This is a genomic window from Streptomyces morookaense (assembly GCF_013030945.1).
GTDB classification, from domain to species: Bacteria; Actinomycetota; Actinomycetes; order Streptomycetales; family Streptomycetaceae; genus Streptomyces; species Streptomyces morookaensis.
This window is the reverse complement of the sequence record NZ_JABBXF010000039.1, coordinates 24,012-48,325: the sequence shown is the minus strand read 5'-3', so window position 1 is coordinate 48,325 and position 24,314 is coordinate 24,012. Positions and strand designations below refer to the sequence as shown.

Sequence of the window (24,314 nt, the reverse complement as noted above, 5' to 3'; positions counted from 1 at the left end):
CAGGGGCCCGGCCCCTGCGGCTCAGGCGAGCTTGACGACCGCCCGCGACATGCCCAGGACCTTCTGGTCGGCGCACCGCACCACCAGGTCGACGCGGACCGTGCGGGCCTCGTCGTCCAGCTTGGCCGCGACCTTGGCGCTCACCTCGAGGAGCGCGCCCTTGTCGTCGTTCGGCACCACGACCGGCTTGGTGAAGCGCACGCCGTAGTCGACGACGGCCGCCGGGTCGCCGGCCCAGTCGGTCACCACGCGGATCGCCTCGGCCATGGTGAACATGCCGTGTGCGATGACGTCCGGGAGCCCGACCTCCTTGGCGAACTTCTCGTTCCAGTGGATCGGGTTGAAGTCGCCGGACGCGCCCGCGTAGCGGACCAGGGTCTCCCGGGCGACCGGGAAGGTCTGCGCCGGCAGCTCCGTGCCGACCTCGACGTCGGCGTACGCGATCGTGGCAGCCATCACGCCTCCTCGGCGGCGCGCGCCACCAGCTTGGTCTCGGCGGTCACCACGTGCTCGCCGTGCTCGTCGTGGACGTCACCACGGATCGTCAGCACATCGTTGCCCGCGAGGGACTTGATCGACTCGATGGTGGAGACGACCGTCAGCCGGTCGCCCGCGCACACCGGGCGGCTGTAGGCGAACTTCTGGTCGCCGTGCACCACGCGGCTGTAGTCCAGCCCGAGCTGCGGGTCCTCGATGACCTGGCCCGCGGCCTTGTATGTGATGGCGAACACAAAGGTCGGCGGGGCGATCACGTCGCGGTGCCCGAGCGCCCGGGCGGCCTCGGGGTCGGTGTACGCCGGATTGGCGTCGCCGATGGCCTCGGCGAATTCGCGGATCTTCTCCCGCCCGACCTCGTACGGGTCGGTGGCCGGATAGGTCCGTCCGACGAAGGACTGGTCGAGCGGCATCGCTCGGCACCTCCTGGACTGGGGGATTCGGTACGCCATGGGTACACACACGTACACCCGCGTACATCCATGGATACGCCATGAGGCCGCCCCCACCGGAATGGGGACGGCCTCATGAACGACGTATGCGTTTAGCGGGTCTCGCGGTGCGCAGTGTGAGAGTTGCAGCGCGGGCAGTGCTTCTTCATCTCAAGGCGGTCCGGGTTGTTGCGCCGGTTCTTCTTGGTGATGTAGTTCCGCTCCTTGCACTCCACGCAGGCCAGCGTGATCTTCGGGCGGACGTCGGTGGCAGCCACGTGAGTGCTCCTTGACGGAATGGACGGATTTAACGCAGACAAGAGTAGCCGATCGGAGGACCGACCCCGCAATCGGCTACTGTGTGTAGCGGTGACCGGACTTGAACCGGTGACACAGCGATTATGAGCCGCTTGCTCTACCGACTGAGCTACACCGCTGTGATGCGGGAGGGATTCCCCGTCCGAGGACGAGGAAACCTCTCACACCAGAGCCCCAAAACGGAATCGAACCGTTGACCTTCTCCTTACCATGGAGACGCTCTGCCGACTGAGCTATTGGGGCGAGCGAGGAAGACATTACACGGTCTGCCGCCGAAGGTGAAATCCGTATCGGGCCACCCCCGCGCAGCCCGCCCCGGTGCGACGCGCGGACCACACCGGTACGACTATTCGGCGCCTGCGCGAAGCGGCTGCACAGGGGTCCTACGCTCGGAGCACGCTGCGTGATCATGCATGCCCCGGCCCCCGGAGGAGCGCGATGCCCGACAGTCAGCCGCAGCCCGCCAGAAACCCCGACGGCGACGCCAGCAGACCGCCCGGCGGCCTGCCCGTGCCGCTGTCCGCCGGCGACGGTGCGCTGCTGCTCTGCGGCGCGCGGCTGGCCGACGGCCGCATCGTGGACGTGCGGCTGAGCGGCGGGCGCATCGAGGCCGTGGGCACGGCGGGCAGCCTCGCGCCCGGCCCCCGCGTCGACCTGGGCGGCTACCTGCTGCTGCCCGCCCCCGCCGAACCGCACGCCCACTGCGACACCGCGCTGACGGCCGACATCGGCGGCCCCGTCCCGTACTCCGCGGAGGACGTCCAGCGCCGCACCACGGAAGCCGCCCTGCTGCAACTCGGCCACGGCGCAACGGCGGTGCGCACCCACGTCCGCATCGGCGACGTCCAGGGGCTGCGCTCGCTGGAGGGGGTGCTCCAGGCCCGCCGGGCGCTGCGCGGGCTCACGGAGCTGTCCGCCGTGGCCGTGCCCCGGCTGCTGACGGGCGTGGCGGGCGCCGACGGGCTGGCCATGCTGCGGGACGCGGTGAAGATGGGCGCCACGGCCGTCGGCGGCTGCCCCGACCTCGACCCCGACCCGACCGGTTACGCCGAGGCCGTGCTGGACGTCGCTGCCGAGTACGGCTGCGCCGTCGACCTGCACACCGACGGCGAGGACCCCGTCCGTCTGGCCCGGCTGGCCGCCATGGCGGGCCGGCTGCGCCCCGGCGTCGCCCTCGGTCCGTGCGGCGGCCTGGGCCGGCTGCCGTACGACCAGGCCGTCCGGGCGGCCGAGCAACTCGCCGCCGCCGGTGTGACGGTGGTGTGCCTGCCGCAGGGCGACTGCCCCGCCGCCCGGGGTGCGGCCGCCGCGCCCGTCCGCCTGCTGCGGGCGGCGGGCGTGCGGATCGCCGCGGGCAGCGGGGCCCTGCGGGACGCGGCCAACCCGGTCGGCCGCGGCGACCCCCTGGAGGCCGCCTTCCTGCTGGCCTCGCGGGCCGAACTGCCGCCCGCCGGGGCGTACGAGGCCGTGGCCGGCCGGGCCCGCGCGGCGATGGGGCTGCCGGAGGTGCGGGTGGAGGCAGGGTTCCCCGCGGAGCTGCTGGCGGTGCGGGGCGAGGGGATCGCGGGGGTCCTGTCGCTGGGCTACAGCCGCCTCGTGGTGCACCGGGGGCGGGTGGTGGCCAGGACGAGCGCGGTGCGGGAGTTCTGCGACTCCCAGGCCGCGGTGGCCCTGGACCTGCCGCGACAGGCGCCGCGCGGCGCGGACCCGGCCTGACCGCCGGTAGCGGGCTACGGTCGGATCATGCGCATTGTCATCGCAGGTGGACATGGTCGGATCGCGCTGCGGCTGGAGCGCCTGCTCGCCGCGCGCGGTGACGAGGTGTCGGGTGTCATCCGACGCCCGGAACAGGCGGGCGATCTGCTCGCGGCAGGTGCCGAACCGGTCGTCTGCGACCTGGAGTCGGCGACGGTCGGGGACGTGGCACGGCATCTGGAGGGCGCGGACGCCGCGGTGTTCGCGGCCGGCGCGGGCCAGGGCAGCGGCGCGGAACGCAAGGACACGGTCGACCGCGGGGCGGCCACGCTCTTCGCCGACGCGGCCGAGGCGGCCGGGGTGCGCCGCTTCCTGGTCGTCTCCTCGATGGGCGCCGACCGCGAACCCCCGGAGGGCACGGATCCGGTCTTCGCCGCGTACCTGCGCGCGAAGGGCGCCGCCGACGCGGACGTCCGCTCCCGGTCCGGCCTGGACTGGACGATCCTGCGCCCGGGACGGCTGACGGACGGGCCGGGTACGGGCCTGGTGGCCCTGGCGGAGGCCACGGGCCGGGGCGACGTCACGCGCGACGACGTGGCGGCCGTGCTGGCGGCGCTGCTGGACGAGCCGGGGACGGCGGGCCGGACGCTGGAGCTGATCGGCGGCGGCATGCCGGTGACGGAAGCGGTCGCCAAGGCGGCGGGGGCCTGATCCGCAGGCCGTCCGGCAAACGGAAAGGCCCCCGATCCGAAGATCGGGGGCCTTGTCCGGTGGCGGCGCCAGGATTCGAACCTGGGTAGGCTAAGCCGACGGATTTACAGTCCGCTCCCATTGGCCACTCGGGCACACCGCCATGGGTTGGTCGCCTCGGGTCCCTTGCGAGATCCCCCGGGGCAACGACGTAAACCATACCCGATGACCAGGGGTGGTCCGCCACTCGGTTCGCAGCGCCCCTGCGGGGCCCGGGATGACTAGGCTGGCGCCGCGGCCGTCCCCGGCCACCGGCCCGGGTTGCCACCGGGCCGATCCCCTGATCGATCTATGCACGAGGAGCCAACTCGATATGGCCGACTCCAGTTTCGACATCGTCTCGAAGGTCGAGCGGCAGGAGGTCGACAACGCCCTCAACCAGGCCGCCAAGGAGATCTCGCAGCGCTTCGACTTCAAGAACGTCGGTGCGTCGATCGCCTGGTCCGGCGAGAAGATCGAGATGCGCGCCAACTCCGAGGAGCGGGTCAAGGCGATTCTCGACGTCTTCCAGTCCAAGCTCATCAAGCGCGGCATCTCGCTGAAGGCCCTGGACGCGGGCGACCCGCAGGCCTCCGGCAAGGAGTACAAGATCTTCGCCTCGCTCCAGGAGGGCATCTCCCAGGAGAACGCGAAGAAGGTCGCCAAGATCATTCGCGATGAGGGCCCCAAGGGCGTCAAGGCCCAGGTCCAGGGCGAGGAGCTGCGGGTCACCTCGAAGAGCCGCGACGACCTCCAGGCCGTCATCGCCCTGCTGAAGGGCAAGGACCTGGACTTCGCCCTGCAGTTCGTCAACTATCGCTAGCCGACTGCCGGTTGCGGCGACCCGGAGAGGGCGCGTCAGGGACGGTTCCGCCGTCCCCGACGCGCCCTTTTCCGTGAACGGCGGCCGACTTGCCGCTACCAGCGGCCGAACGCCTCGTCCGTGGACACGATTTCCCTGCCGAGCGGCATCAGCGACACCGGGATCAGCTTGAAGTTCGCAATGCCCAGCGGAATACCGATGATCGTGCAGCAGAGCGCGATTCCGGTGAAGATGTGGCCCAGCGCGAGCCACCAGCCCGCGAAGACGATCCAGATGACATTGCCGATGAGCGAACCCGCGCCCGCGTCACGCCGTTCCACCGTCGTGCGGCCGAACGGCCACAGGGCATACGAGGCGATACGGAAGCTGGCGATGCCGAAGGGGATCGTGACGATGAGCACGCAGCAGACGAGGCCGGCGATCACGTAGCCGATGGCCATCCACAGTCCGCAGAGGACCAGCCAAATTACATTCAGGATGAACCTCATAAATGACAGCCTTCCACGCGACCGGTTCTCCGGCCACTGAGACGCCGTAGCGCTCCGCTTCGGTTGCTCCTGGTCAGCGGGCCTCCCCGGGGGCGCCTTCCGGAACCAGGCATATCACCAGTCCTGCAAGGGCAGTTCCTGGGTATCGTCGGCATCGGCATGCACCCAGGGGGAACCTCATGCAGCCCTTCATCGAACACGCCCGCACCCTGAGGCGGCGCATCGCACGCAACGCCCGCAGGCGCGCCGAGTTCGGACGGCTCGCCGACGGGCAGTCGCCCACGGCGCTGTTCGTGACGTGCTCCGACTCGCGGGTCGTGCCGTCCCTGATAACCGGCGCCCGCCCGGGCGAGCTGTTCGAACTGCGGACGGCCGGCAACGCCGTCCCCGCGTACGACGACGCCCGGCCCAGCGGCGAGTCCGCGACCGTGGAGTACGCGGTGGACGTGCTCGAAGTGCCCGACATCGTCGTGTGCGGCCACTCGCACTGCGGCGCGGTCGGGGCCCGGGTGCGCGGCGAGGACCTGACCGCCGTGCCGGCCGTCGCGGGCTGGCTCAACTCCCAGCTGCCGGACGGCCTGGACCGGTTCGGGCACGAGGCGACCCCGGCGTGCACGCGGCGGTGCAGCGCAATGTGCGCGTCCAGCTGGACCGGCTGCGCACGTACCCGTCCGTCCGGGAGCGGCTGGCCGACGGGCGGCTGCGGCTGCACGGCTGGTTCTACGAGGTGAACACCGGGCTGGTGCTCGCGCACGACCCCGGGCTCGACGCATTCCTGCCGCTCTGACCGCCCGGCCCGCTGCCCCCGAATGGGGTAACGCAGCGAGCCGTCCGGCGGGGCGGCCGGTCATGGTGGGCGTGTCGCAACCCTGCGCATTTCCGCGAGGAGTCCCCATGTCCATACGCATGCCCGTACGGGCCCGGGCGGTCCGCCCCGCCGTCGTCGCCGCGGTGCTGGTCGCCTTCAGCGCACTCGGAGCCTCCGCCTCCGCCGTCGTCCCGACGGACACGGACTTCAGGAGCTGCTACAACGGCAAGGGCAGGCTCGGCGTGATCAAGGGCGGGCTTCAGACGCAGCCCTACTACACGCTGGTCTGCAAGGGGGGCGTCTTCGACGGCCAGACCGTCGTCTTCGCCGACGGCGACGACTTCACACTCGTCGACAGCGTCGACGGTGCCGCCGGCTTCACCGGCCTCGACGGCTTCGGCAAGGCCTGAGCTCCCGGCTACGGCCGGTGGTAGCCGGCCATCTGCTCCAGGCGGGCGATGCGCTCCGGCATCGGCGGGTGCGTGGAGAAGAGCTTCGACATGCCCTCCCCCGCCCGGAACGGGTTCGCGATCATCATGTGGCTCGCGGTCTCCAGACGCGGCTCCGGCGGGAGCGGCAGGCGCTGGGTGCCCGCTTCCAGCTTGCGCAGCGCCGAGGCCAGGGCCAGGGGGTCGCCCGTGAGGCGGGCGCCGGAGGCGTCGGCCTCGTACTCGCGGGAGCGGCTGACGGCCAGCTGGATGAGCGAGGCCGCGACCGGGCCGAGGATCATGATCAGCAGCATGCCGAGGATGCCGGGGCCCTCGTCGTCCTCGTCGCGGCCGAAGGGGATCAGCCAGGCGAAGTTGACCAGGAACATCACCACCGAGGCCAGGGCGCCGGCCACGGAGGAGATGAGGATGTCCCGGTTGTAGACGTGGCTGAGCTCGTGGCCGATGACGCCGCGCAGCTCGCGCTCGTCGAGCAGGCGCAGGATGCCGTCGGTGCAGCAGACGGCCGCGTTGCGCGGATTGCGGCCGGTGGCGAAGGCGTTGGGGGCCTCCGTCGGGGAGATGTACAGGCGCGGCATGGGCTGCCGCGCGGCCGTGGAGAGCTCGCGGACCATCCGGTAGAGCTGGGGCGCCTCGAACTCGCTGACGGGCCGCGCGCGCATCGCGCGCAGGGCCAGCTTGTCGCTGTTCCAGTAGGCGTAGGCGTTGGTGCCGAGCGCCACCAGGACCGCGACGACCAGGCCCCCGCGTCCGAAGAAGCTGCCGATGACGATGATGAGCGCGGACAGCCCCCCGAGGAGCACGGCCGTCCTGAGCCCGTTGTGTCGGCGGTGCACGGTACGCCCTCCAAGTGGTGCGGCAGGGGAACCCTTGAACCAGTGGAACCTTTCGAACTGGTCAACGCCAGACAGAGGCCGCCAGTTCCCTTGTGCACGCGCTCCGGGGCTGCCCCGTTCGGGTGATCACCGCTACAGGAGCGCCCCGGAGGCGAAGCGCAGGACCAGCTGCGGGGCGCCGGAGAGGGCGATGCCGAGGGCGGCCGCCAGGGCGATGGCGGTGGCCAGGGGCAGCGGGATCCGGCCCGTGGACCGAGGTGCCTGCGGCGCCTCCGCGTCCTCGCCGGCAGGCTGCCCCGCGGCCGGCTTGAACAGCACCGCCGTCCACTGCAGGTAGTAGTAGAGCGCGATCACGACGTTGACGGCCATGACGACCGCCAGCCAGCCCAGGCCCGCGTCCACGGCCGCGGTGAAGACCGTGACCTTCGCGAACAGGCCGATCACGCCCGGCGGCAGACCGGCCAGGCAGAGCAGGAAGAAGCCGAGGGCGAGCGCCGCGAGCGGGCGACGGGCGTACAGGCCGCGGTAGTCGGTGATGCGGTTGCCGGGGCTCGTGCGGGCGACGAGCGCGGCGACGGCGAAGGCGCCGAGGTTCACGGCGGCGTACATCAGGGCGTACGCGACGGTGGAGCCGATGGCGTGCCCCGGGCCGCCCGCGTAGCCGGCGGCCGCGATCGGCACGAGCAGGTAGCCGGCCTGGCCGACGGAGGACCAGGCGAGCAGGCGGACGGCGCTGCGGTCGCGCTCCGGGCGCTGGCGCAGGGCGGCGACGTTGCCGATGGTCATCGTCAGGGCGGCGAGGACGGCGAGGGCCGGGCCCCAGACGTCGGCGTACGACGGGAAGCCGAGGACCGTCACGAGGATCAGGCCGGTGAAGCCGACCGCCTTGCCGATGACGGACAGGTACGCGGCGACGGGCAGCGGCGCGCCCGCGTAGGTGTCGGGCACCCAGAAGTGGAACGGGACGGCCGCGGTCTTGAACGCGAAGCCGACGAGGGTGAGGGCGACGCCCGCCTCGGCGAGGGTGGCCAGGCGCGGGTCGACGTGGGTGAGGCCCTCGGCGACCTGGGCGAGGTGCAGGGTGCCGGTGGCCGCGTAGACGAAGCTGACGCCGAGCAGGGTGACGGCGGTCGCGGTGACCGACGACAGGAAGAACTTCAGCGCGGCCTCGGAGGAGCGGCTGTCACCGCGGCGCAGGCCCACGAGGGCGAACGCGGGCAGGGAGGCGACCTCCAGGGCCACGACGAGCGTGGCGAGGTCGCGGGAGGCGGGCAGCAGCGCGGCCCCCGCGGCGGAGGACAGCAGCAGGAACCAGTACTCCCCATGGGGAAGTTCGAGATCGTCGAGCGCGCTGAAGGACAGCAGCGCGGTCAGCAGTGCTCCGCCCAGCACGAGGAACTGGATGACCAGGGTGAAGTGGTCGGCCGTGTAGCTGCACACGCGCGTGCCGGTCGTCAGGCAGAAGGTGGAGCGGTCGCCGCCGAGCAGCGGGAGCAGGCTCAGCCCTGCCAGCACCAGTCCGGCGACGGCGATGCGCCCGAGCAGCGGCTTGCGCGCGTCCGGCAGGAAGAGGTCGGCGACCAGGACGGCCAGCGCCACGACGGCGGTGACGGTGGGCGGGGCGATGGCGAGCCAGTCGACGGACTGGACGAGGGAGCCCATCAGTTGCCTCCTCGGAGGAGCTGCTGTACGGCCGGGTCGGTGAGGCCGAGGAGGGCCGCGGGCCAGAGTCCGGCGAGGACGGTGAGGACGGCGAGCGGGGTCCAGGCGGCGAACTCGTACGTCCGGACGTCCGCGACGACGGGGGCCTCCTGCGTCGTCTCCCCCATGCACACGCGGCGCACGACGACCAGCATGTAGGCGGCCGTGAGCAGGGTGCCGAGGCCGGCGAGGACCATGAACGTCAGGTAGGCGGGGCGGCTGAGGCCGTCGGCGGGGCGGAACGCGCCGAACATGGCGAGCATCTCGCCCCAGAATCCGGCCAGTCCGGGCAGCCCGAGGGAGGCGACGGCGCCGAAGGCCAGGAGGCCGCCGAGCCGGGGGGCCCGGCCGTAGAGGGCCGCGCCGGTGGCACCGGAGAGGGTGTCGAGGTCGCTGGTGCCGTACCGGTCCTTGATCGCGCCGACCAGGAAGAAGAGGAGGCCGGTGATGAGGCCGTGGGCGATGTTGGCGAAGAGGGCGCCGTTGACCCCGGTGGGGGTGAGGGTGGCGATGCCCAGGAGGACGAAGCCCATGTGGCCCACGGAGGAGTAGGCGATCAGCCGCTTGAGGTCGCCCTTTGCGCCGGACCGGGCCAGCGAGAGGCAGACCAGGGAGCCGTAGACGATGCCGACGGCCGCGAAGGCGGCGAGGTAGGGAGCCAGGGAGTGGGCCCCGTCCGGGGTGACCGGCAGGACGATGCGGACGAAACCGTACGTGCCCATCTTCAGCAGGACGCCCGCGAGCAGCACCGAACCCGTGGTCGGGGCGGCGGTGTGGGCGTCGGGCAGCCAGCTGTGCAGGGGCCACATCGGGGCCTTGACGGCCAGTCCGACACCGATGGCCAGAGCCGCGACGAGCTGCGTCGTGTGGCTGAGCTTCGAGCCGTTGTCGGTGGCGAGTGCCACCATGTCGAAGGTGCCGCCCTTGATGCCGACGAGGAGGAGGCCGAGCAGCATCACGACCGAGCCGAGCACGGTGTAGAGGATGAAGCGCCAGGCCGCGCGCTCGCGGCCGTCGCCGCCCCAGCGGGCGACGAGGAAGTACATCGGGACGAGGACCATCTCGAACGCCAGGAAGAACAGCACCAGGTCGAGCACCGCGAAGCTCGCCAGGGTGCCGGACTCCAGCACGAGGATCAGTGCGACGAAGGCTTTCGGATCGGTTCCCCGCTCACGCGGGGGTGAACCGTAGCTGTACAGCGCGCAGAGGAAGGTCAGCAGCGCGGTCAGGACGATGAGGGGGAGGGAGACGCCGTCCACGCCGAGATGCATCCGGATGCCGAGGGCCGGGATCCAGCCGACGTCCGTGGTCGCCTGCATCCGCGCCGGGTGACCGTGGTCGAAGCCGGCGGCCAGGGCGACGGACAGCGCGAGGACGACGCCGGTGACGGTGACGCCGTGCCGCAGCACGGCCTGCTCGGGGCTCCTGCCCTTGAGGCCGGGCGGGGCCGGCAGCAGGGCGGCGACGGCTCCGAGGAGGGGGACGACGACGATCGCAGCGAGGAGGATCTGCAGAACGGTATGACTCACGGTCAGGCTCCGGTGGCTACGAGAACGGCGGCGACGGCCAGGACGACGGAGCCGGCGAACAGGGCACCGAGGTAGGTCTGCACATTGCCGGTCTGCGCCCGGCGCACGGCGGCACCGAGCAGCCCGGGGGCGGAGGCGGCACCGCGCACGTACGTCTCGACGACCTCGCGGTCGAGGAACTGCGCCAGGCGGGCGGCGGCGCGGGTGGGCCGGACGAACAGGGCGGAGTAGACGACGTCGAGGTGGAAGCCGGTGGCGGCGTGCCGGTGCAGGGGGCCGAGCAGCAGCCGGCCGGGGTCGCCGGGGTCCTGCGCGCCCGCGATGCTCCCGTAGGCCTGCTCGTGGGTGGCGATGGTCTCCGTCTCGGACACATAGGGGGCGGCGTCCGGGTCGGCGGCCACGGCGCCCATGGGGACGGCCGCGGTGACCGCGCGGGAGCGGCGCCAGGCCGCGTGGACGGCGACCAGGCCCAGCAGGGCACAGCCGGTGCCGAGGACGGAGGTGGTGAGGGTCGGGGTCAGCGCGTGTCCGCCGAACCAGTCGGGCAGCTTCCAGGCGGCCAGGCCCAGCGCGAGGGCCGGCACGAACAGCACCCAGAGCACCGCGTTTATGGCGACGGGCTCCCGGCCGTGGTCCGCGGCCTCGGGACCGGTGCCGCGGAAGGCCATGAGCCAGAGGCGGCCCGCGTAGGCGGCGGTGAGCAGGGCGGTGAGCAGTCCTGCGGCCAGCACGGTCCAGCCGGCCGCGCCGGGGATGCCGGACGCCTCGCCGCGGGCGGCGTGCTCCGCGGCGCCGAGGACGGCTTCCTTGGAGAAGAAGCCGCTGAAGGGAGGGATCGCGGCGAGCGCGAGCAGGGCGACGGTCATCGTCCAGTACGCGTCCGGGATGCGCCGGGCGAGGCCGCCCGTGCGGGCCATCGCGGACAGCGAGTTGGTGCCGGCGGCGTGGATGATCACGCCTGCCCCGAGGAAGAGGAGCGCCTTGAACGCACCGTGCGTGAGGAGGTGGAAGACGGCGGCACTGCGGTCGCCGACGGCGAGTGCGCCGGTCATGTAGCCGAGCTGGCCGATGGTCGAGTAGGCGAGGACGCGCTTGATGTCGTCCTGCGCGAGCGCGGCGAGCGCCGAGCCGACCATGGTGACGGCGGCCATCACGGCGAGCACGACGAGTGCGGCCGTGGAGGCGGTGAAGACGGGCAGCAGCCGGGCGACGACGTACACACCGGCGGCGACCATCGTCGCGGCGTGGATCAGCGCGGACACCGGGGTGGGGCCGGCCATCGCGTCGGGCAGCCAGGTGTGCAGCGGGAACTGCGCGGACTTGCCCGCGACGCCGGCGAGCAGCAGCAGCGCGTCCAGCGTCGGGTGCGCGAGGCCGCCGTTCGCGGCGGCGGTCAGGATGCCGTTGATCCGGAACGTGCCGGCGTCGGCGGCCAGCGCGAAGATGCCGATCAGGAAGGGGACGTCGCCGAACTTGGTGACCAGGAAGGCCTTGAGGGACGCCGCGCGCGCCTCCTTGGTCTCCCAGTAGTGGCCGACGAGGAAGTACGAGCAGATGCCCATGACCTCCCAGCCGACCAGCAGCACCATCAGGTCGCCGGAGTAGACGACGAGCAGCATCGCGGAGGTGAAGAGGGAGACGAGGGCCGCGTAGGAGGGGTAGCGCGGGTCGTTGCGCAGGTAGGCCGTCGAGTACAGCTGGACGCAGGTCGCGACGACGCCGACGAGGACGGCGGCGAGCACGGCGAAGCCGTCCAGGTGCAGGGCGAGGTCGATCGGCACGGAGCCGGTCGGGGTCAGCCGGGTGGCCGCGTCGACGGCCTTGCCGCCGCCCTGCTGCCAGGCCACGACGACGGCCAGCACGGCCGCGGCCACGGCCGGCAGCACGGCGAGGGGCCGGACGAATCCGGGCGCGCGGCGGCCGGTGAGCAGACCCGCGACGGCGCCGAGGAAGGGCAGCAGGGGGACGAGAACGGCGGTGGTCGTGGTCGTCACGCGGCGGCCTCCGCCTTCTGCTGGTCCTGCTCGGGTCGTTCGGGGCGGTCGTCCGGCGTCTCCTTGAGGTCGCGGAGCCGGTCGATGTCGGCGGTGCCGCGGTTGCGGTGGACGAGCAGGACGATGGCCAGGCCGATGCCGATCTCGGCGGCGGCGACGGCGATGACGAAGAGGGTGAGCGCCTGTCCGGCGTGGAGCGTGTCGCGCAGCCACACGTCGAAGGCGACGAGGTTGAGGTTGACGGCGTTGAGCATCAGCTCGACGGACATCAGGACCAGGATCGCGTTGCGCCGGGCGAGCACGCCGTAGAGGCCCACGCAGAAGAGGAGGGCGGCGAGGACGGCGGGATAGACGAGATGCATCAGTGCTGCTCCCCTTCTCCGCTTTCGCCGCGTCTTTCCCCCTGTCCCTTGCGGGACAGGACGATCGCGCCGACCAGTGCGGCGAGCAGCAGGACGGACAGGGCCTCGAACGGCAGCACCCAGTGCCGGAAGAGGATGTCGCCGGTGACCTTCGTGGTGCCCTGCGGGGAGCCGCGCAGGTCGATCCAGGTCGTCCGGAAGGCGTCCACGACGACCCAGACGAGCGCGGCCGCGGCCGCGACGGCCACCGTGAGGGCGGCCCAGCGGTTGCCCGAATCGGCGTCCGGGGAGCGGCCGATGGGGGCCTTGGTGAGCATCAGCCCGAAGAGGAGGAGCACGACGACGGAGCCGACGTAGATCAGCACCTGTACCCAGGCGATGAACTCCGCGGTCAGCAGCAGGTACTCCACGGCGAGCCCGCCGAGCGCCACCACCAGCCACAGGGCGGCGTGCACCAGCTGCCGGGTGGTGACGGTGATGAGGGCCGCGCCGAGGGTGACGATGCCGACGAGGAGGAAGGCGACCTCGACGCCGGAGGGGGAGAGGAAGCCGGGCGCCTGCGCGGCGAGCGTGTGGCCGGTCATGCGCTGTCCCCTTCCTCGGTGTTTTCCTTCGCCTGCTGTGCTGCCAGCTTCTCGGCCGTCTTGCGGGCGGCCGCGATCTCCTTGGGTTCCTCGGCCGCAGGGTCGAGCGCGGGCGGCTCGGGGACGGTCCACATCCACTCGCGGAGCCGGTCGCGTTCGTGGGTGAGCTCGTGGATGTCCGTCTCGGCGTACTCGAACTCCGGCGACCAGAACAGGGCGTCGAACGGACACACCTCGATGCAGATGCCGCAGTACATGCACAGCGCGAAGTCGATCGCGAAGCGGTCGAGGACGTTCCGGCTGCGTTCGCGGCCGCCGGGGACGGCCGCGGGCACGGTCTCCTTGTGGGAGTCGATGTAGATGCACCAGTCCGGGCACTCGCGGGCGCACAGCATGCAGACGGTGCAGTTCTCCTCGAACAGGCCGATGACCCCGCGGGTGCGGGGGGCCAGTTCGGGCTGCACGTCCGGGTACTGGGCGGTGACCGAGCGACGGGTCATCGTCCGGAGCGTGACGGCGAGGCCCTTGGCGAGGCCGGAGCCGGGGACGGGCATTACTGGATCGCCACCTTCACGATGCCGGTCAGCGCGATCTGCGCGAGCGCGAGCGGGATGAGCACGGTCCAGGCCAGCTTCTGCAACTGGTCCTCGCGCAGCCGCGGATAGCTCACGCGCAGCCAGATCACGACGAACGCGAGCACGGCCGTCTTGAGCAGCGTCCACAGCCAGCCGAGGCCGTCGGCCCCGAAGGGGCCGTGCCAGCCGCCGAGGAAGAGGACCGCGGTCAGGGCGCAGAGAACCACGATGCCCGCGAACTCCGCGAGCAGGAACATCGCGAAGCGCAGGCCGGTGTACTCGGTGTACGCACCGAAGATGATCTCCGAGTCGGCGACCGGCATGTCGAACGGCGGCCGCTGCAGTTCGGCCAGGCCGGCCGTGAAGAAGACCAGTCCGCCGACGATCTGCCAGGGCACCCACCACCAGTGGAAGGCGTCCAGGATGCCGGGCAGCGAGACGGTGCCGGCCGCCATGGCGACCGAGGCGGCGGCGAGCAGCATCGGCAGCTCGTACGCCATCAGCTGGGCGGCGGTGCGCAGGCCGCCCAGCAGGGAGAACTTGTTGGCCGACGCCCAGCCGGCCATCAGCGAGCCGAGGACGCCGACGCCCATGACGGCGAGGACGAAAAAGATGCCGGCGTCGACGAACTGCCCCACGGCGTTGCCCGGTCCGACCGGGATAGCGATGAGCACGAGCAGGTACGGCAGCAGCGCGACGACGGGCGCGAGCTGGAAGACCCGCCGGTCCGCTCCCGCGGGGACGACGTCCTCCTTCTGCGCGAACTTCACGCCGTCGGCGACGAGCTGCGCCCACCCGTGGAACCCGCCGGCGTACATGGGCCCGAGGCGCCCCTGCATATGGGCCATGACCTTGTGCTCGGTCTGCCCGACGACCAGCGGCAGCGCGATGAACGCGACGAACACGGCGAGCAGGCGCAGGACGACGTCGAGGGTGCCACTCATACGGTGTCGCCTCCGGCGGGGTTGTTCTGACGGGGTTCACCGGATTCGCCTGCGGCGGGCTCGGTCGGGGTACGCGGTTCGCCTGCGGCGGGCTCGGGGTCGGACTCCGGGTCCCGCTCCGGGCTGCTCCCGGCTCCACCGGGGGCCGGGCCTCCGGCCGGTTCGCCTGCGGCGGGCTCGTCGGGGGTACGCGGCTCCGGCGCCGCGGCCGGTTCGCCTGCGGCGGGCTCGGGGTCGGACTCCGGGTCCCGCTCCGGGCTGCTCCCGGCTCCACCGGGGGCCGGGCCTCCGGCCGGTTCGCCTGCGGCGGGCTCGTCGGGGGTACGCGGCTCCGGCGCCGCGGCCGGTTCGCCTGCGGCGGGCTCGGGGTCGGACTCCGGGTCCCGCTCCGGGCTGCTCCCGGCTCCACCGGGGGCCGGGCCTCCGGCCGGTTCGCCTGCGGCGGGCTCGTCGGGGGTACGCGGCTCCGGCGCCGCGGCCGGTTCGCCTGCGGCGGGCTCGGGGTCGGACTCCGGGTCCCGCTCCGGGCTGCTCCCGGCTCCACCGGGGGCCGGGCCTCCGGCCGGTTCGCCTGCGGCGGGCTCGTCGGGGGTACGCGGCTCCGGCGCCGCGGCCGGTTCGCCTGCGGCGGGCTCGGGGTCGGACTCCGGGTCCCGCTCCGGGCTGCTCCCGGCTCCACCGGGGGCCGGGCCTCCGGCCGGTTCGCCTGCGGCGGGCTCGTCGGGGGTACGCGGCTCCGCCGGTTCGCCTGCGGCCGGGCCGGAAGGTGGTTCGGGCGCCGCGGCCGGTGCGCCGGCACCGGGGGCCGGTTCGGACGCCGGGGCCGTGTGCGGCTCTGCCGCCTCGGGTCGTTCAGGAGAGTCGAAGGCCGGGCGGGCGTGGTGCCACGGGGCGTCCGACGAGCGCGGTTCTGCCGTGGCCGGCTGCTGGCTCGCCGAGCCGTCGGCCGCGCTGCGGGTGCGGCGCGCCGGGGCGGCAGCCGCCTGGCTCGCCGAACCCTCACTCGCACTGCGCGTCCGGCGCACCGGAGCCTCAGCCGCCTGACTTGCCGAACCCTCACTCGCACTCCGTGCCCGCCGCACCGGCGCCTCGGCCGCCTGGCTCGCCGAGCCCTCGCCCGCCGTGCGGGTGCGCCGCACCGGGCGGTCCGTGGAGGCACCCGGCGTGCGTGCGGCGCGAGCCGGCCTGGCCGGGGCCGGAGGGAGTTGGCCCTTCAGGGGGCCCCATTCGTTCGGGTCGGGGACGCCCGGCGGCAGCATCTGGCGGCGCTTCGGGCCGCCTTCCGCCGGTTCGCCCGGCTCCTTCGCGCCGGGCCACGCCTTGGCCACCCGTGCCGCCAGGACGAAGTCCTTGCGCAGGGGGTGGCCCTCGAAGCCCTCGGGGAGGAGGAGCGGGACCAGGTGCGGGTGGCCCGTGAAGTCCACGCCGAACATCTCGTGCGTCTCGCGCTCGTGCCACTCCGCACCGGCGTACACGCCGACCGCCGTCGGGAGAACCGGGGCCTCGTGCGGCACCGTCGTACGGACGAGCAGCCGGTGCACCCCGCCCGCGAGGCCCACCACGTGTGCGCACACGCGGAAGCCCGTGCCGGGCTCGTCCACGGCGCTCAGCCAGTCGAAGAACGTGCAGCCCAGCCGGTCGCGGGCGGTCTCCAGCGTGGTGATCCAGGACTCCGCGGGGACGTCCACCGTGAGCAGGCCGTACGCCTCCTCCGCGGTCGCGCCCTCTCCGAAGAGCGCCTCGGGGGCTTCCGGCAGCCAGCCGACAGCCGTCATCAGGCCCGCCCCCCGGCACCGGGCGCCGGCGGCGGGGTCACCAGGCCGCTGCGCAGCGCCGCGACCGGCGCGTCGGTGGTGTACCGCTTGCCGAGCGACTCCTCGGCGATCTTCTCCTGCAGCTTGAGGATGCCCTGCAGCAGCGCCTCGGGGCGCGGCGGGCAGCCGGGGACGTAGACGTCGACGGGGATGATCTGGTCCACGCCCTTCGTCACGGAGTACGAGTCCCAGTACGGACCGCCGCAGTTCGAGCAGGCGCCGAAGGAGATCACATACTTCGGCTCGGGCATCTGCTCGTACAGCCGCTTCACGGCCGGGGCCATCTTGTCCGTCACCGTGCCGGAGACGATCATGAGGTCCGCCTGCCGCGGGCCGGGCGCGAACGGGATGACGCCGAGGCGGATGAAGTCGTGCCGGGCCATCGACGCGGCGATGAACTCGATCGCGCAGCAGGCCAGGCCGAAGTTGAAGACCCACAGGCTGTAGCGGCGGCCCCAGTTCAGGATCACCTTCATGGGTTCGGGCGCCAGCCGGGCCAGGGTCCCCAGGCGGCGGGGCTCGGGGAGGTCGACGGGGGTCACGGGTGTCACGTCCGGTGTCACGTCCATTCCAGGACGCCCTTCTTCCATGCATACAGCAGGCCGACGGCGAGGAACCCGAGGAAGACGAACATCTCCACGAGCGTGGCCCCGCCGAAGCCCGGCGCGGCGAAGACCGTCGCCCACGGGAACAGGAAGACCGAGTCCACCGCGAAGATCACGTACAGGAACGCGTACACGTAATAGCGCACCTGCGTGTGCGCCCAGCCCTCGCCGACGGGGTCCACCCCGCACTCGTACGTCAGCAGTTTCTCCGGCGTCGGCACCACCGGCCGCAGCAGCCGCCCGGCGCCGAAGGCCACGGCGACGAAGAGGACTCCGATCACCGCGAGGAGGCCGACGACGGAATAGCTGTGGAAGTACTCGGCGGCAAGCCGGACGTCGGCACCACCGGCGCGCACGGTCGTCTCCGGCACGTCCGCCCCTCGCTCCCTGTCCTGTTTGTTCGACGATCTGTACGCCTGGGAGTCTAGGCCCTGGTGGGGTTGTCCCCACCCCTCACCACCCGCGGCCCCCATGGCGACAGGCCTCACCGGACGGGCAGGCTAGGGGCCATGAGCACCGACGACGACCACCTGCCCGCACCTCGTCCCGCATTCGACGCGCGGACATGGAAGGAGATCGCACACCTCCTGATCAACCTGCCGGAGGCCGTCGTCGCCTTCTTCTATGTCTCCCTGTGGCTCTACGCCGGCATCGGCCTGGCGGTCACCGTCATCGGACTGCCGCTGCTGGCCGCGGGCCTGACGGGCGCGCGGCAGCTGGGCCGGCTGGAGCGGCGCCGGGCCCGCCGCCTGCTGGGCGTGCACATCGACGAGCCGAGCCCGCTGGCCCGCTCGCGGGGCCGCTCGAACCGCGGATTCTTCGGCTGGTTGTGGACGACCCTGAAGGACCCGGTCGGCTGGCGCGCCACGCTGTACGGGTTCGTCCGGCTGCCCTGGGGCATCCTCACCTTCGCCCTCGTCATGGTCTCGCTCTTCGTCGCCTGGCCGGTCCTCGGGTACATCGCCCGGCTGCTGACCAACGTCGACCGGACCATGGTGCGCGGCCTGCTGTGCCCGTCGAGCGAACTGGAGCGGCGCATCGCGGAGCTGGAGCAGGACCGCGGCGTCGTCGTCGACACCGCGGCCGCCGACCTGCGCCGGATCGAACGCGATCTGCACGACGGCGCCCAGGCCCGTCTCGTCGCCCTCGCCATGGGACTGGGCCTGGCCAAGGAGAAGCTGCTGGAGGACCCGGAAGTGGCGGCGAAGATGGTCGACGAGGCGCACGGCGAGGTGAAGCTCGCCCTGCAGGAGCTGCGCGACCTCGCCCGCGGCATCCACCCGGCCGTGCTCACCGACCGCGGCCTGGACGCGGCACTGTCCTCCGTGGCGGGCCGCTGCACGGTGCCGGTCTCCGTCGCGGTGGACCTGGAGACCCGTCCCGCCCCCGCCATCGAGGGCATCGCCTACTTCACCGTCTCCGAACTCCTGCAGAACATCAGCAAGCACAGCCGGGCGCTCACGGCGCGCGTGGAGGTGTGGCGGTCGGCGGACCGCCTCATGCTCCAGGTCCGCGACGACGGGTGCGGCGGTGCGTCCACCGCCACCGGGAGCGGTCTGGCGGGCCTCGCCGAGCGGCTCGGGTCCGTCGACGGGATGTTCGTCGTCGATTCGCCGGTCGGCGGGCCGACCGTCGTCACGGCCGAGCTGCCCTGGCGGGATCGGTAGCGGCTGCCGGGGTCCGGGGGTGGGGACATCCCCACCCCCAGGACACCGATCCACCGGATGGTTCCGCTCCCCTCCTCCCGGAAGGGTGGACGTATGGCGATCCACCACGCAACCACCATCAGCCCCCGGGTGCCCGCCGCGCTGCGCGCACCGCTGGAGAGCCGCACCTGGCGGGAGTTCCTCCACCTGGTGCTCGGCTTCCCTCTGGCCGTCTTCTTCTTCTGCTACGCCGTCGTGATGACCACCCTCGGCACGGGCCTGCTCGTCACCTTCCTCGGCGTGCCGGTGCTCGCCCTGGCGCTCGCCGGCACGCGCGGGTTCGGCGCGCTGGAGCGTGCGCGGGCCCGCGCGCTGCTGCGCCTCGACATCGCCGAGCCCGAGCCGGTGAACCCGCGCATCCGCAACGGCCGCAGCGGCCCCCTGTCCTGGGTGGGTGCCCTGCTCAAGAGCGGTACGTCGTGGCGGCACATGCTCTACGCGGTGCTGCACTTCCCGTGGGCGGTGTTCGCGTTCTGCGTCTCGGTGACGCTGTGGACGTACAGCTGGGCGATGCTCCTGTACCCGGCCTGGCAGTGGGTCTTCCCCACCTACGTCGGCCACCCCGGCATCCAGCTCTACGGCAACGCCGACGGGCACGCCGTCTACCTCGGCGGCCCCTTCGCCATCGTGGCGACCAGCGCGCTCGGCCTGCTGCTGGTGCTGGGCACCGCATGGGTGATCCGCGGCTTCGCGCACGTGGACCGGCTGATGGTGACGGGCCTGCTGGGCCCGTCCCGGCTGGCGACCCGGGTGGCCGAGCTGGAGCAGGACCGCGGCGTGGCCGTCGACACCGCGGCCGCCGACCTGCGCCGCATCGAACGCGACCTGCACGACGGCGCCCAGGCCCGTCTCGTCGCCCTCGCCATGGACCTCGGCCTGGCCAAGGACAAGCTGCCGGACGACCCCGAGGCCGCCGCCAAGATGGTCGACGAGGCGCACGGCGAGCTGAAGCTCGCCCTGCAGGAGCTGCGCGACCTCGCCCGCGGCATCCACCCCGCCATCCTCACCGACCGCGGCCTGGGGCCCGCCCTGTCGGCGCTGGCCGCGCGCTGCACCGTCCCGGTGGGCGTCTCGGCCGACCTGGACGGCCGGCCCGCTCCCGCCATCGAGGGCATCGCCTACTTCACCGTCTCCGAACTCCTGCAGAACATCGGCAAGCACAGCCGGGCACGCGCGGGGCGCGTGGAGGTGTGGCGGTCCGGTGATCGCCTGATGTTGCAGGTGCTGGACGACGGGTGTGGCGGTGCGACCACCGCCACCGGGAGCGGGCTCGCGGGCCTCGCCGAGCGGCTCGGGTCCATCGACGGGGTGCTCGTCGTCGATTCGCCGGTCGGCGGGCCGACCGTCGTCACGGCGGAGTTGCCCTGGCGGGATCGGTAGTTCTGGTTCCCCGCGCCCCTTCGGGGGCGCGCTTGCTGCGATGCTGGGAGCGTGAACAGGCCTGAGAGCGTGGAGGACAGGGTGCGGGTGGTCATCGCCGAGGATTCGGTGCTGCTCCGGGAGGGCCTGACCCGGCTGCTGACCGATCGGGGGCACGAGGTCGTCGCGGGCGTGGGCGACGCCGAGGCACTGCTGAAGGTCATCAAGGAGTTCGCGGACGAGAACGCCCTGCCCGATGTGGTGGTCGCCGACGTCCGCATGCCCCCGACGCACACGGACGAAGGCGTGCGCGCCGCCGTCCGGCTGCGTCGCGAGCACCCGGACCTGGGCGTGCTGGTGCTCTCCCAGTACGTGGAGGAGCAGTACGCGACCGAGCTGCTGGCAGGCAGCACGCGGGGCGTGGGCTACCTGCTGAAGGACCGGGTCGCCGAGGTCCGGGAGTTCGTGGACGCGGTGGTGCGCGTCGCGCAGGGCGGCACGGCGCTGGACCCCGAGGTCGTCGCCCAGTTGCTGGGCCGCAGCCGCAAGCAGGACGTGCTGGCGGGACTCACCCCGCGGGAGCGCGAGGTGCTGGGCCTGATGGCCGAGGGGCGCACGAACTCGGCCATCGCACGGCAGTTGGTGGTGAGCGACGGTGCGGTGGAGAAGCACGTCAGCAACATCTTCCTGAAGCTGGGCCTGTCGCCGAGTGACGGGGATCACCGGCGCGTGCTCGCGGTGCTGACCTATCTGAAGTCCTGACGGAATGTCATACGTCGGGGGGTTCCCCAGGCCGGTTCCCCCCGTCCGGCACCAAGCGGAGGGGCGCTCCCGGCGGACGTAGGACCGGCGGACCGGGACCAATGGATTACTAGAACCGTGTGCCGACGTCGGCTCACGACGAGCATCCAGATCGCGATAAACAGGAACAAATACCCACCAAACCGCTCGACCGATCAAGCACTCCTCCCGAGGGACCCAAGGCCTGCCCCCGTACGATGGCCATGGGAACGCCGCTCGGCACCACCACCGGCGCGGCGCCGCCATGAGGGAGGTCCGAAGCAGTGACCAGCCAGGTCAGCAGCCCGGCCGGACAGGCCGATTCCGCCGAGCCCCGTGGGGACTCCCCGCCCGGGGCGGCCCCGCTCGTCAAGGAGATCCGCCGGCTGGACCGGGTGATCATCCGGTTCGCGGGCGACTCGGGTGACGGTATGCAGCTCACGGGAGACCGTTTCACGTCGGAGACGGCTTCTTTCGGCAATGACCTGTCGACGCTGCCGAACTTCCCGGCCGAGATCCGTGCTCCTGCAGGCACTCTGCCGGGCGTGTCCTCGTTCCAGCTGCACTTCGCCGACCACGACATCCTCACCCCGGGCGACGCCCCCAATGTGCTGGTGGCGATGAACCCGGCCGCGCTGAAGGCCAACCTGGGGGATGTGCCGCGCGGCGGCGAGATCATCGTCAACACGGACGAGTTCGCCAAACGTGCGATGGCGAAGGTGGGTTACGACTCCAGCCCGCTGGAGGACGGCACCCTGGACGGCTACAACGTCCACCCCGTGCCGCTGACGACGCTCACGATCGAGGCGCTCAAGGAGTTCGGCCTCTCCCGCAAGGAGGCGGAGCGCAGCAAGAACATGTTCGCGCTCGGTCTGCTGTCGTGGATGTACCACCGGCCGACGGACAGCACCGAGGCGTTCCTGCGGAAGAAGTTCGCGAAGAAGCCGGACATCGCCGAGGCGAATGTGACGGCCTTCCGGGCCGGCTGGAACTTCGGTGAGACCACGGAGGACTTCGCGGTCTCCTACGAGGTCGCCCCGGCGACGTCCGCGTTCCCGGCGGGCACCTACCGCAACATCTCCGGCAACCTCGCGCTGGCGTACGGTCTGATCGCCGCGGGCCGGCAGGCGGATCTGCCGCTCTACCTGGGCTCGTACCCGATCACCCCGGCCTCCGACATCCTCCATGAGCTGTCGAAGCACAAGAACTTCGGCGTGCGCACCTTCCAGGCCGAGGACGAGATCGCCGGTATCGGCGCCGCCCTGGGCGCCGCGTTCGGCGGTTCGCTGGCGGTGACCACCACCTCCGGTCCCGGTGTCGCCCTGAAGTCGGAGACCATCGGCCTGGCGGTCTCGCTCGAACTGCCGCTGCTGATCGTCGACATCCAGCGCGGCGGGCCCTCGACCGGCCTGCCGACCAAGACCGAACAGGCCGACCTGCTGCAGGCGATGTACGGGCGCAACGGCGAGGCGCCGGTGCCCGTCGTCGCGCCGCGCACCCCGGCCGACTGCTTCGACGCGGCCCTGGATGCGGCCCGTATCGCGCTCACGTACCGCACCCCGGTCTTCCTGCTCTCCGACGGCTACCTGGCCAACGGCTCCGAGCCGTGGCGGATCCCGGAGATGGACGAACTCCCCGATCTGCGCGTGCAGTTCGCCGCCTCCCCCAACCACGAGCTCGCCGACGGCACCGAGGTCTTCTGGCCGTACAAACGCGACCCGCAGACGCTGGCCCGCCCCTGGGCCGTGCCCGGCACCCCGGGCCTGGAGCACCGCATCGGCGGCATCGAGAAGCAGGACGGCACGGGCAACATCTCCTACGACCCGGCCAACCACGACTTCATGGTCCGCACCCGGCAGGCCAAGATCGACGGCATCGCCGTACCCGATCTCGCCGTGGACGACCCCACGGGCGACGCGAAGCTGCTCGTACTGGGCTGGGGCTCGACGTACGGGCCGATCACGGCGGCCGTGCGCCGGGTGCGCGCCGCGGGCGGCACCGTCGCCCAGGCCCACCTGCGCCACCTCAACCCCTTCCCGGGGAACCTCGGGGAAGTTCTCGGGCGTTACGAGAAGGTGGTCGTGCCGGAGATGAACCTCGGCCAGCTCGCCACCCTGCTGCGGGCGAAGTACCTGAAGGACATCCGCTCCTACACCCAGGTGAGCGGAATGCCGTTCAAGGCCGAGCAGCTCGCCGATGTGCTCAAGGAGGCCATCAATGACTGAGACGCTCCCGGGCATCGAAGCACTCAAGCTGGTGCCGAAGGCCGAAGCCGTGCAGTCCATGAAGGACTTCAAGTCCGACCAGGAAGTGCGCTGGTGCCCCGGCTGCGGCGACTACGCCATCCTCGCCGCCGTGCAGGGCTTCATGCCCCAACTCGGCCTGGCGAAGGAGAACATCGTCTTCGTCTCCGGCATCGGCTGCTCCTCCCGCTTCCCGTACTACATGAACACCTACGGGATGCACTCCATCCACGGCCGCGCCCCGGCCATCGCCACGGGGCTGGCCTCCTCCCGGCGGGACCTGAGCGTCTGGGTGGTCACGGGCGACGGCGACGCGCTGTCCATCGGCGGCAACCACCTCATCCACGCCCTCCGGCGCAACGTCAACCTCAAGATCCTCCTCTTCAACAACCGGATCTACGGCCTCACCAAGGGCCAGTACAGCCCCACCTCCGAGGTCGGCAAGATCACCAAGTCGACGCCGATGGGCTCGCTGGACGCCCCCTTCAACCCGGTCTCGCTGGCCATCGGCGCGGAGGCCTCCTTCGTCGCCCGCACCGTCGACTCCGACCGCAAACACCTCACCGAGGTGCTGCGCCAGGCCGCCGAACACCCGGGCACCGCGCTGGTCGAGATCTACCAGAACTGCAACATCTTCAACGACGGCGCCTTCGAGGTACTGAAGGACAAGCAGCAGGCGCAGGAGGCCGTGATCCGCCTGGAACACGGCCGGCCGATCCGCTTCGGGACCGACGACGCCAAGGGCGTCGTCCGCGACCCGGCAACCGGTGACCTGAAGGTCGTCGACGTGACCGCGGAGAACGAGGCGCAGATCCTGGTGCACGACGCCCACGCGACGTCCCCCACCACCGCGTTCGCGCTCTCCCGCCTCGCGGACCCCACCACGCTGCACCACACGCCCATCGGCGTCTTCCGCAGCGTCGACCGGCCCGTCTACGACACGCTCATGGCCGACCAACTGGAGGCCGCCGTCGAACAGCAGGGCAAGGGCGACCTCGCCGCGCTGCTCGCCGGCAACGACACATGGACCGTCGTCGGTTAGTCCG

Annotated in this window: 23 protein-coding genes, 3 tRNA genes and 2 pseudogenes; 10 read left to right on the top strand and 18 right to left on the bottom strand. The window is 72.0% G+C overall.

The window, feature by feature from the left end:
• Positions 1-21: 21 nt before the first annotated feature.
• The 5 genes from HG542_RS18025 to HG542_RS18005 all read right to left on the bottom strand — a co-directional run bounded on the left by HG542_RS18025 (position 22) and on the right by HG542_RS18005 (position 1,487).
• Positions 22-456 carry a MaoC family dehydratase gene (locus tag HG542_RS18025; RefSeq protein ID WP_171082672.1) on the bottom strand — a complete coding sequence of 145 codons (435 nt, stop codon included), beginning with the start codon at positions 454-456 and terminating at the stop codon, positions 22-24.
• A complete protein-coding gene (locus HG542_RS18020) occupies positions 456-908 on the bottom strand; it encodes a MaoC family dehydratase N-terminal domain-containing protein (protein ID WP_171082670.1) in 453 nt (150 codons plus the stop codon). The genes HG542_RS18025 and HG542_RS18020 overlap by 1 nt, the downstream gene beginning before the upstream one ends.
• 131 nt (positions 909-1,039) lie before the next feature.
• Complete coding sequence (gene rpmG, locus HG542_RS18015) at positions 1,040-1,204, bottom strand: 50S ribosomal protein L33 (protein ID WP_003956487.1); 165 nt, start codon at positions 1,202-1,204, stop codon at positions 1,040-1,042.
• 86 nt (positions 1,205-1,290) lie between these two features.
• Positions 1,291-1,363, bottom strand: a tRNA-Met gene (locus HG542_RS18010).
• 51 nt (positions 1,364-1,414) lie between these two features.
• A tRNA-Thr gene (locus tag HG542_RS18005) sits at positions 1,415-1,487 on the bottom strand.
• Positions 1,488-1,682: 195 nt separating this feature from the next.
• Here HG542_RS18005 and HG542_RS18000 point away from each other — a divergent pair.
• Positions 1,683-2,960: an amidohydrolase family protein gene (locus tag HG542_RS18000; RefSeq protein WP_171082668.1), complete on the top strand. Its 1,278-nt coding sequence runs from the start codon at positions 1,683-1,685 to the stop codon at positions 2,958-2,960.
• Positions 2,961-2,987: 27 nt separating this feature from the next.
• Complete coding sequence (locus tag HG542_RS17995) at positions 2,988-3,650, top strand: SDR family oxidoreductase (RefSeq protein WP_171082666.1); 663 nt, start codon at positions 2,988-2,990, stop codon at positions 3,648-3,650.
• Between the two features lie 60 nt (positions 3,651-3,710).
• On the opposite strand, the gene HG542_RS17990 is transcribed toward HG542_RS17995, so the two are convergent.
• Positions 3,711-3,792, bottom strand: a tRNA-Tyr gene (locus HG542_RS17990).
• Between the two features lie 210 nt (positions 3,793-4,002).
• On the opposite strand from HG542_RS17990, the gene HG542_RS17985 reads away from it, so the two are divergent.
• On the top strand, positions 4,003-4,491 hold the full coding sequence (locus tag HG542_RS17985) for a YajQ family cyclic di-GMP-binding protein (protein ID WP_171082663.1): 489 nt from the start codon (positions 4,003-4,005) through the stop codon (positions 4,489-4,491).
• 95 nt (positions 4,492-4,586) lie between these two features.
• Here HG542_RS17985 and HG542_RS17980 read toward each other — a convergent pair whose 3' ends face one another.
• Positions 4,587-4,979 (bottom strand): YccF domain-containing protein, encoded by a 393-nt coding sequence (locus tag HG542_RS17980; protein WP_171082661.1) that lies wholly within the window; start codon positions 4,977-4,979, stop codon positions 4,587-4,589.
• A 179-nt stretch (positions 4,980-5,158) separates the two neighbouring features.
• Between HG542_RS17980 and HG542_RS17975 the strand changes: the two are divergent.
• Positions 5,159-5,766: pseudogene (locus HG542_RS17975) on the top strand (carbonic anhydrase).
• 107 nt (positions 5,767-5,873) lie between these two features.
• Positions 5,874-6,197 carry a hypothetical protein gene (locus HG542_RS17970; RefSeq protein WP_171082659.1) on the top strand — a complete coding sequence of 108 codons (324 nt, stop codon included), beginning with the start codon at positions 5,874-5,876 and terminating at the stop codon, positions 6,195-6,197.
• An 8-nt stretch (positions 6,198-6,205) separates the two neighbouring features.
• On the opposite strand, the gene htpX is transcribed toward HG542_RS17970, so the two are convergent.
• The 11 genes and pseudogenes from htpX to HG542_RS17915 all read right to left on the bottom strand — a co-directional run bounded on the left by htpX (position 6,206) and on the right by HG542_RS17915 (position 17,551).
• A complete protein-coding gene (gene htpX / locus HG542_RS17965; protein WP_171082657.1) occupies positions 6,206-7,072 on the bottom strand; it encodes a zinc metalloprotease HtpX in 867 nt (288 codons plus the stop codon).
• A 132-nt stretch (positions 7,073-7,204) separates the two neighbouring features.
• A complete protein-coding gene (locus HG542_RS17960) occupies positions 7,205-8,734 on the bottom strand; it encodes an NADH-quinone oxidoreductase subunit N (protein ID WP_171082656.1) in 1,530 nt (509 codons plus the stop codon).
• The gene (locus tag HG542_RS17955) at positions 8,734-10,287 is read right to left on the bottom strand and encodes a complex I subunit 4 family protein (RefSeq protein WP_171082816.1); all 1,554 of its coding nucleotides are present in this window, start codon (positions 10,285-10,287) and stop codon (positions 8,734-8,736) included. Before HG542_RS17955 ends, HG542_RS17960 begins: the two co-directional genes overlap by 1 nt.
• 17 nt (positions 10,288-10,304) lie before the next feature.
• Positions 10,305-12,296 (bottom strand): NADH-quinone oxidoreductase subunit 5 family protein, encoded by a 1,992-nt coding sequence (locus HG542_RS17950; RefSeq protein WP_171082654.1) that lies wholly within the window; start codon positions 12,294-12,296, stop codon positions 10,305-10,307.
• Entirely contained in the window at positions 12,293-12,658 is a 366-nt protein-coding gene (nuoK, locus tag HG542_RS17945) for an NADH-quinone oxidoreductase subunit NuoK (protein WP_171082652.1), read from the bottom strand. Before nuoK ends, HG542_RS17950 begins: the two co-directional genes overlap by 4 nt.
• A complete protein-coding gene (locus HG542_RS17940; RefSeq protein ID WP_171082649.1) occupies positions 12,658-13,242 on the bottom strand; it encodes an NADH-quinone oxidoreductase subunit J family protein in 585 nt (194 codons plus the stop codon). Before HG542_RS17940 ends, nuoK begins: the two co-directional genes overlap by 1 nt.
• Positions 13,239-13,796 (bottom strand): NuoI/complex I 23 kDa subunit family protein, encoded by a 558-nt coding sequence (locus tag HG542_RS17935; RefSeq protein ID WP_171082648.1) that lies wholly within the window; start codon positions 13,794-13,796, stop codon positions 13,239-13,241. Before HG542_RS17935 ends, HG542_RS17940 begins: the two co-directional genes overlap by 4 nt.
• Positions 13,796-14,761, bottom strand: coding sequence for a complex I subunit 1/NuoH family protein (locus HG542_RS17930; protein WP_171082646.1), 966 nt, complete (start codon positions 14,759-14,761; stop codon positions 13,796-13,798). The genes HG542_RS17935 and HG542_RS17930 overlap by 1 nt, the downstream gene beginning before the upstream one ends.
• 425 nt (positions 14,762-15,186) lie before the next feature.
• Positions 15,187-16,536, bottom strand: a pseudogene (locus HG542_RS17925) (NADH-quinone oxidoreductase subunit C); the annotation flags it as partial.
• On the bottom strand, positions 16,536-17,144 hold the full coding sequence (locus HG542_RS17920; RefSeq protein WP_171082643.1) for an NADH-quinone oxidoreductase subunit B: 609 nt from the start codon (positions 17,142-17,144) through the stop codon (positions 16,536-16,538). The gene HG542_RS17920 and the pseudogene HG542_RS17925, both read right to left, overlap by 1 nt.
• Positions 17,135-17,551: an NADH-quinone oxidoreductase subunit A gene (locus HG542_RS17915; protein ID WP_171082641.1), complete on the bottom strand. Its 417-nt coding sequence runs from the start codon at positions 17,549-17,551 to the stop codon at positions 17,135-17,137. The genes HG542_RS17920 and HG542_RS17915 overlap by 10 nt, the downstream gene beginning before the upstream one ends.
• A gap of 138 nt (positions 17,552-17,689) precedes the next feature.
• Between HG542_RS17915 and HG542_RS17910 the strand changes: the two genes are divergently transcribed.
• The 5 genes from HG542_RS17910 to HG542_RS17890 all read left to right on the top strand — a co-directional run bounded on the left by HG542_RS17910 (position 17,690) and on the right by HG542_RS17890 (position 24,310).
• Positions 17,690-18,847 carry a sensor histidine kinase gene (locus HG542_RS17910; protein ID WP_171082640.1) on the top strand — a complete coding sequence of 386 codons (1,158 nt, stop codon included), beginning with the start codon at positions 17,690-17,692 and terminating at the stop codon, positions 18,845-18,847.
• A gap of 93 nt (positions 18,848-18,940) precedes the next feature.
• Complete coding sequence (locus tag HG542_RS17905) at positions 18,941-20,266, top strand: sensor histidine kinase (protein ID WP_227727378.1); 1,326 nt, start codon at positions 18,941-18,943, stop codon at positions 20,264-20,266.
• Between the two features lie 69 nt (positions 20,267-20,335).
• Positions 20,336-21,007 (top strand): response regulator, encoded by a 672-nt coding sequence (locus HG542_RS17900; RefSeq protein ID WP_308111395.1) that lies wholly within the window; start codon positions 20,336-20,338, stop codon positions 21,005-21,007.
• Between the two features lie 302 nt (positions 21,008-21,309).
• On the top strand, positions 21,310-23,250 hold the full coding sequence (locus HG542_RS17895; protein ID WP_171082636.1) for a 2-oxoacid:acceptor oxidoreductase subunit alpha: 1,941 nt from the start codon (positions 21,310-21,312) through the stop codon (positions 23,248-23,250).
• Positions 23,243-24,310, top strand: a complete 1,068-nt coding sequence (locus HG542_RS17890) for a 2-oxoacid:ferredoxin oxidoreductase subunit beta (protein WP_171082635.1) — start codon at positions 23,243-23,245, stop codon at positions 24,308-24,310. The genes HG542_RS17895 and HG542_RS17890 overlap by 8 nt, the downstream gene beginning before the upstream one ends.
• Positions 24,311-24,314 lie beyond the last annotated feature (4 nt).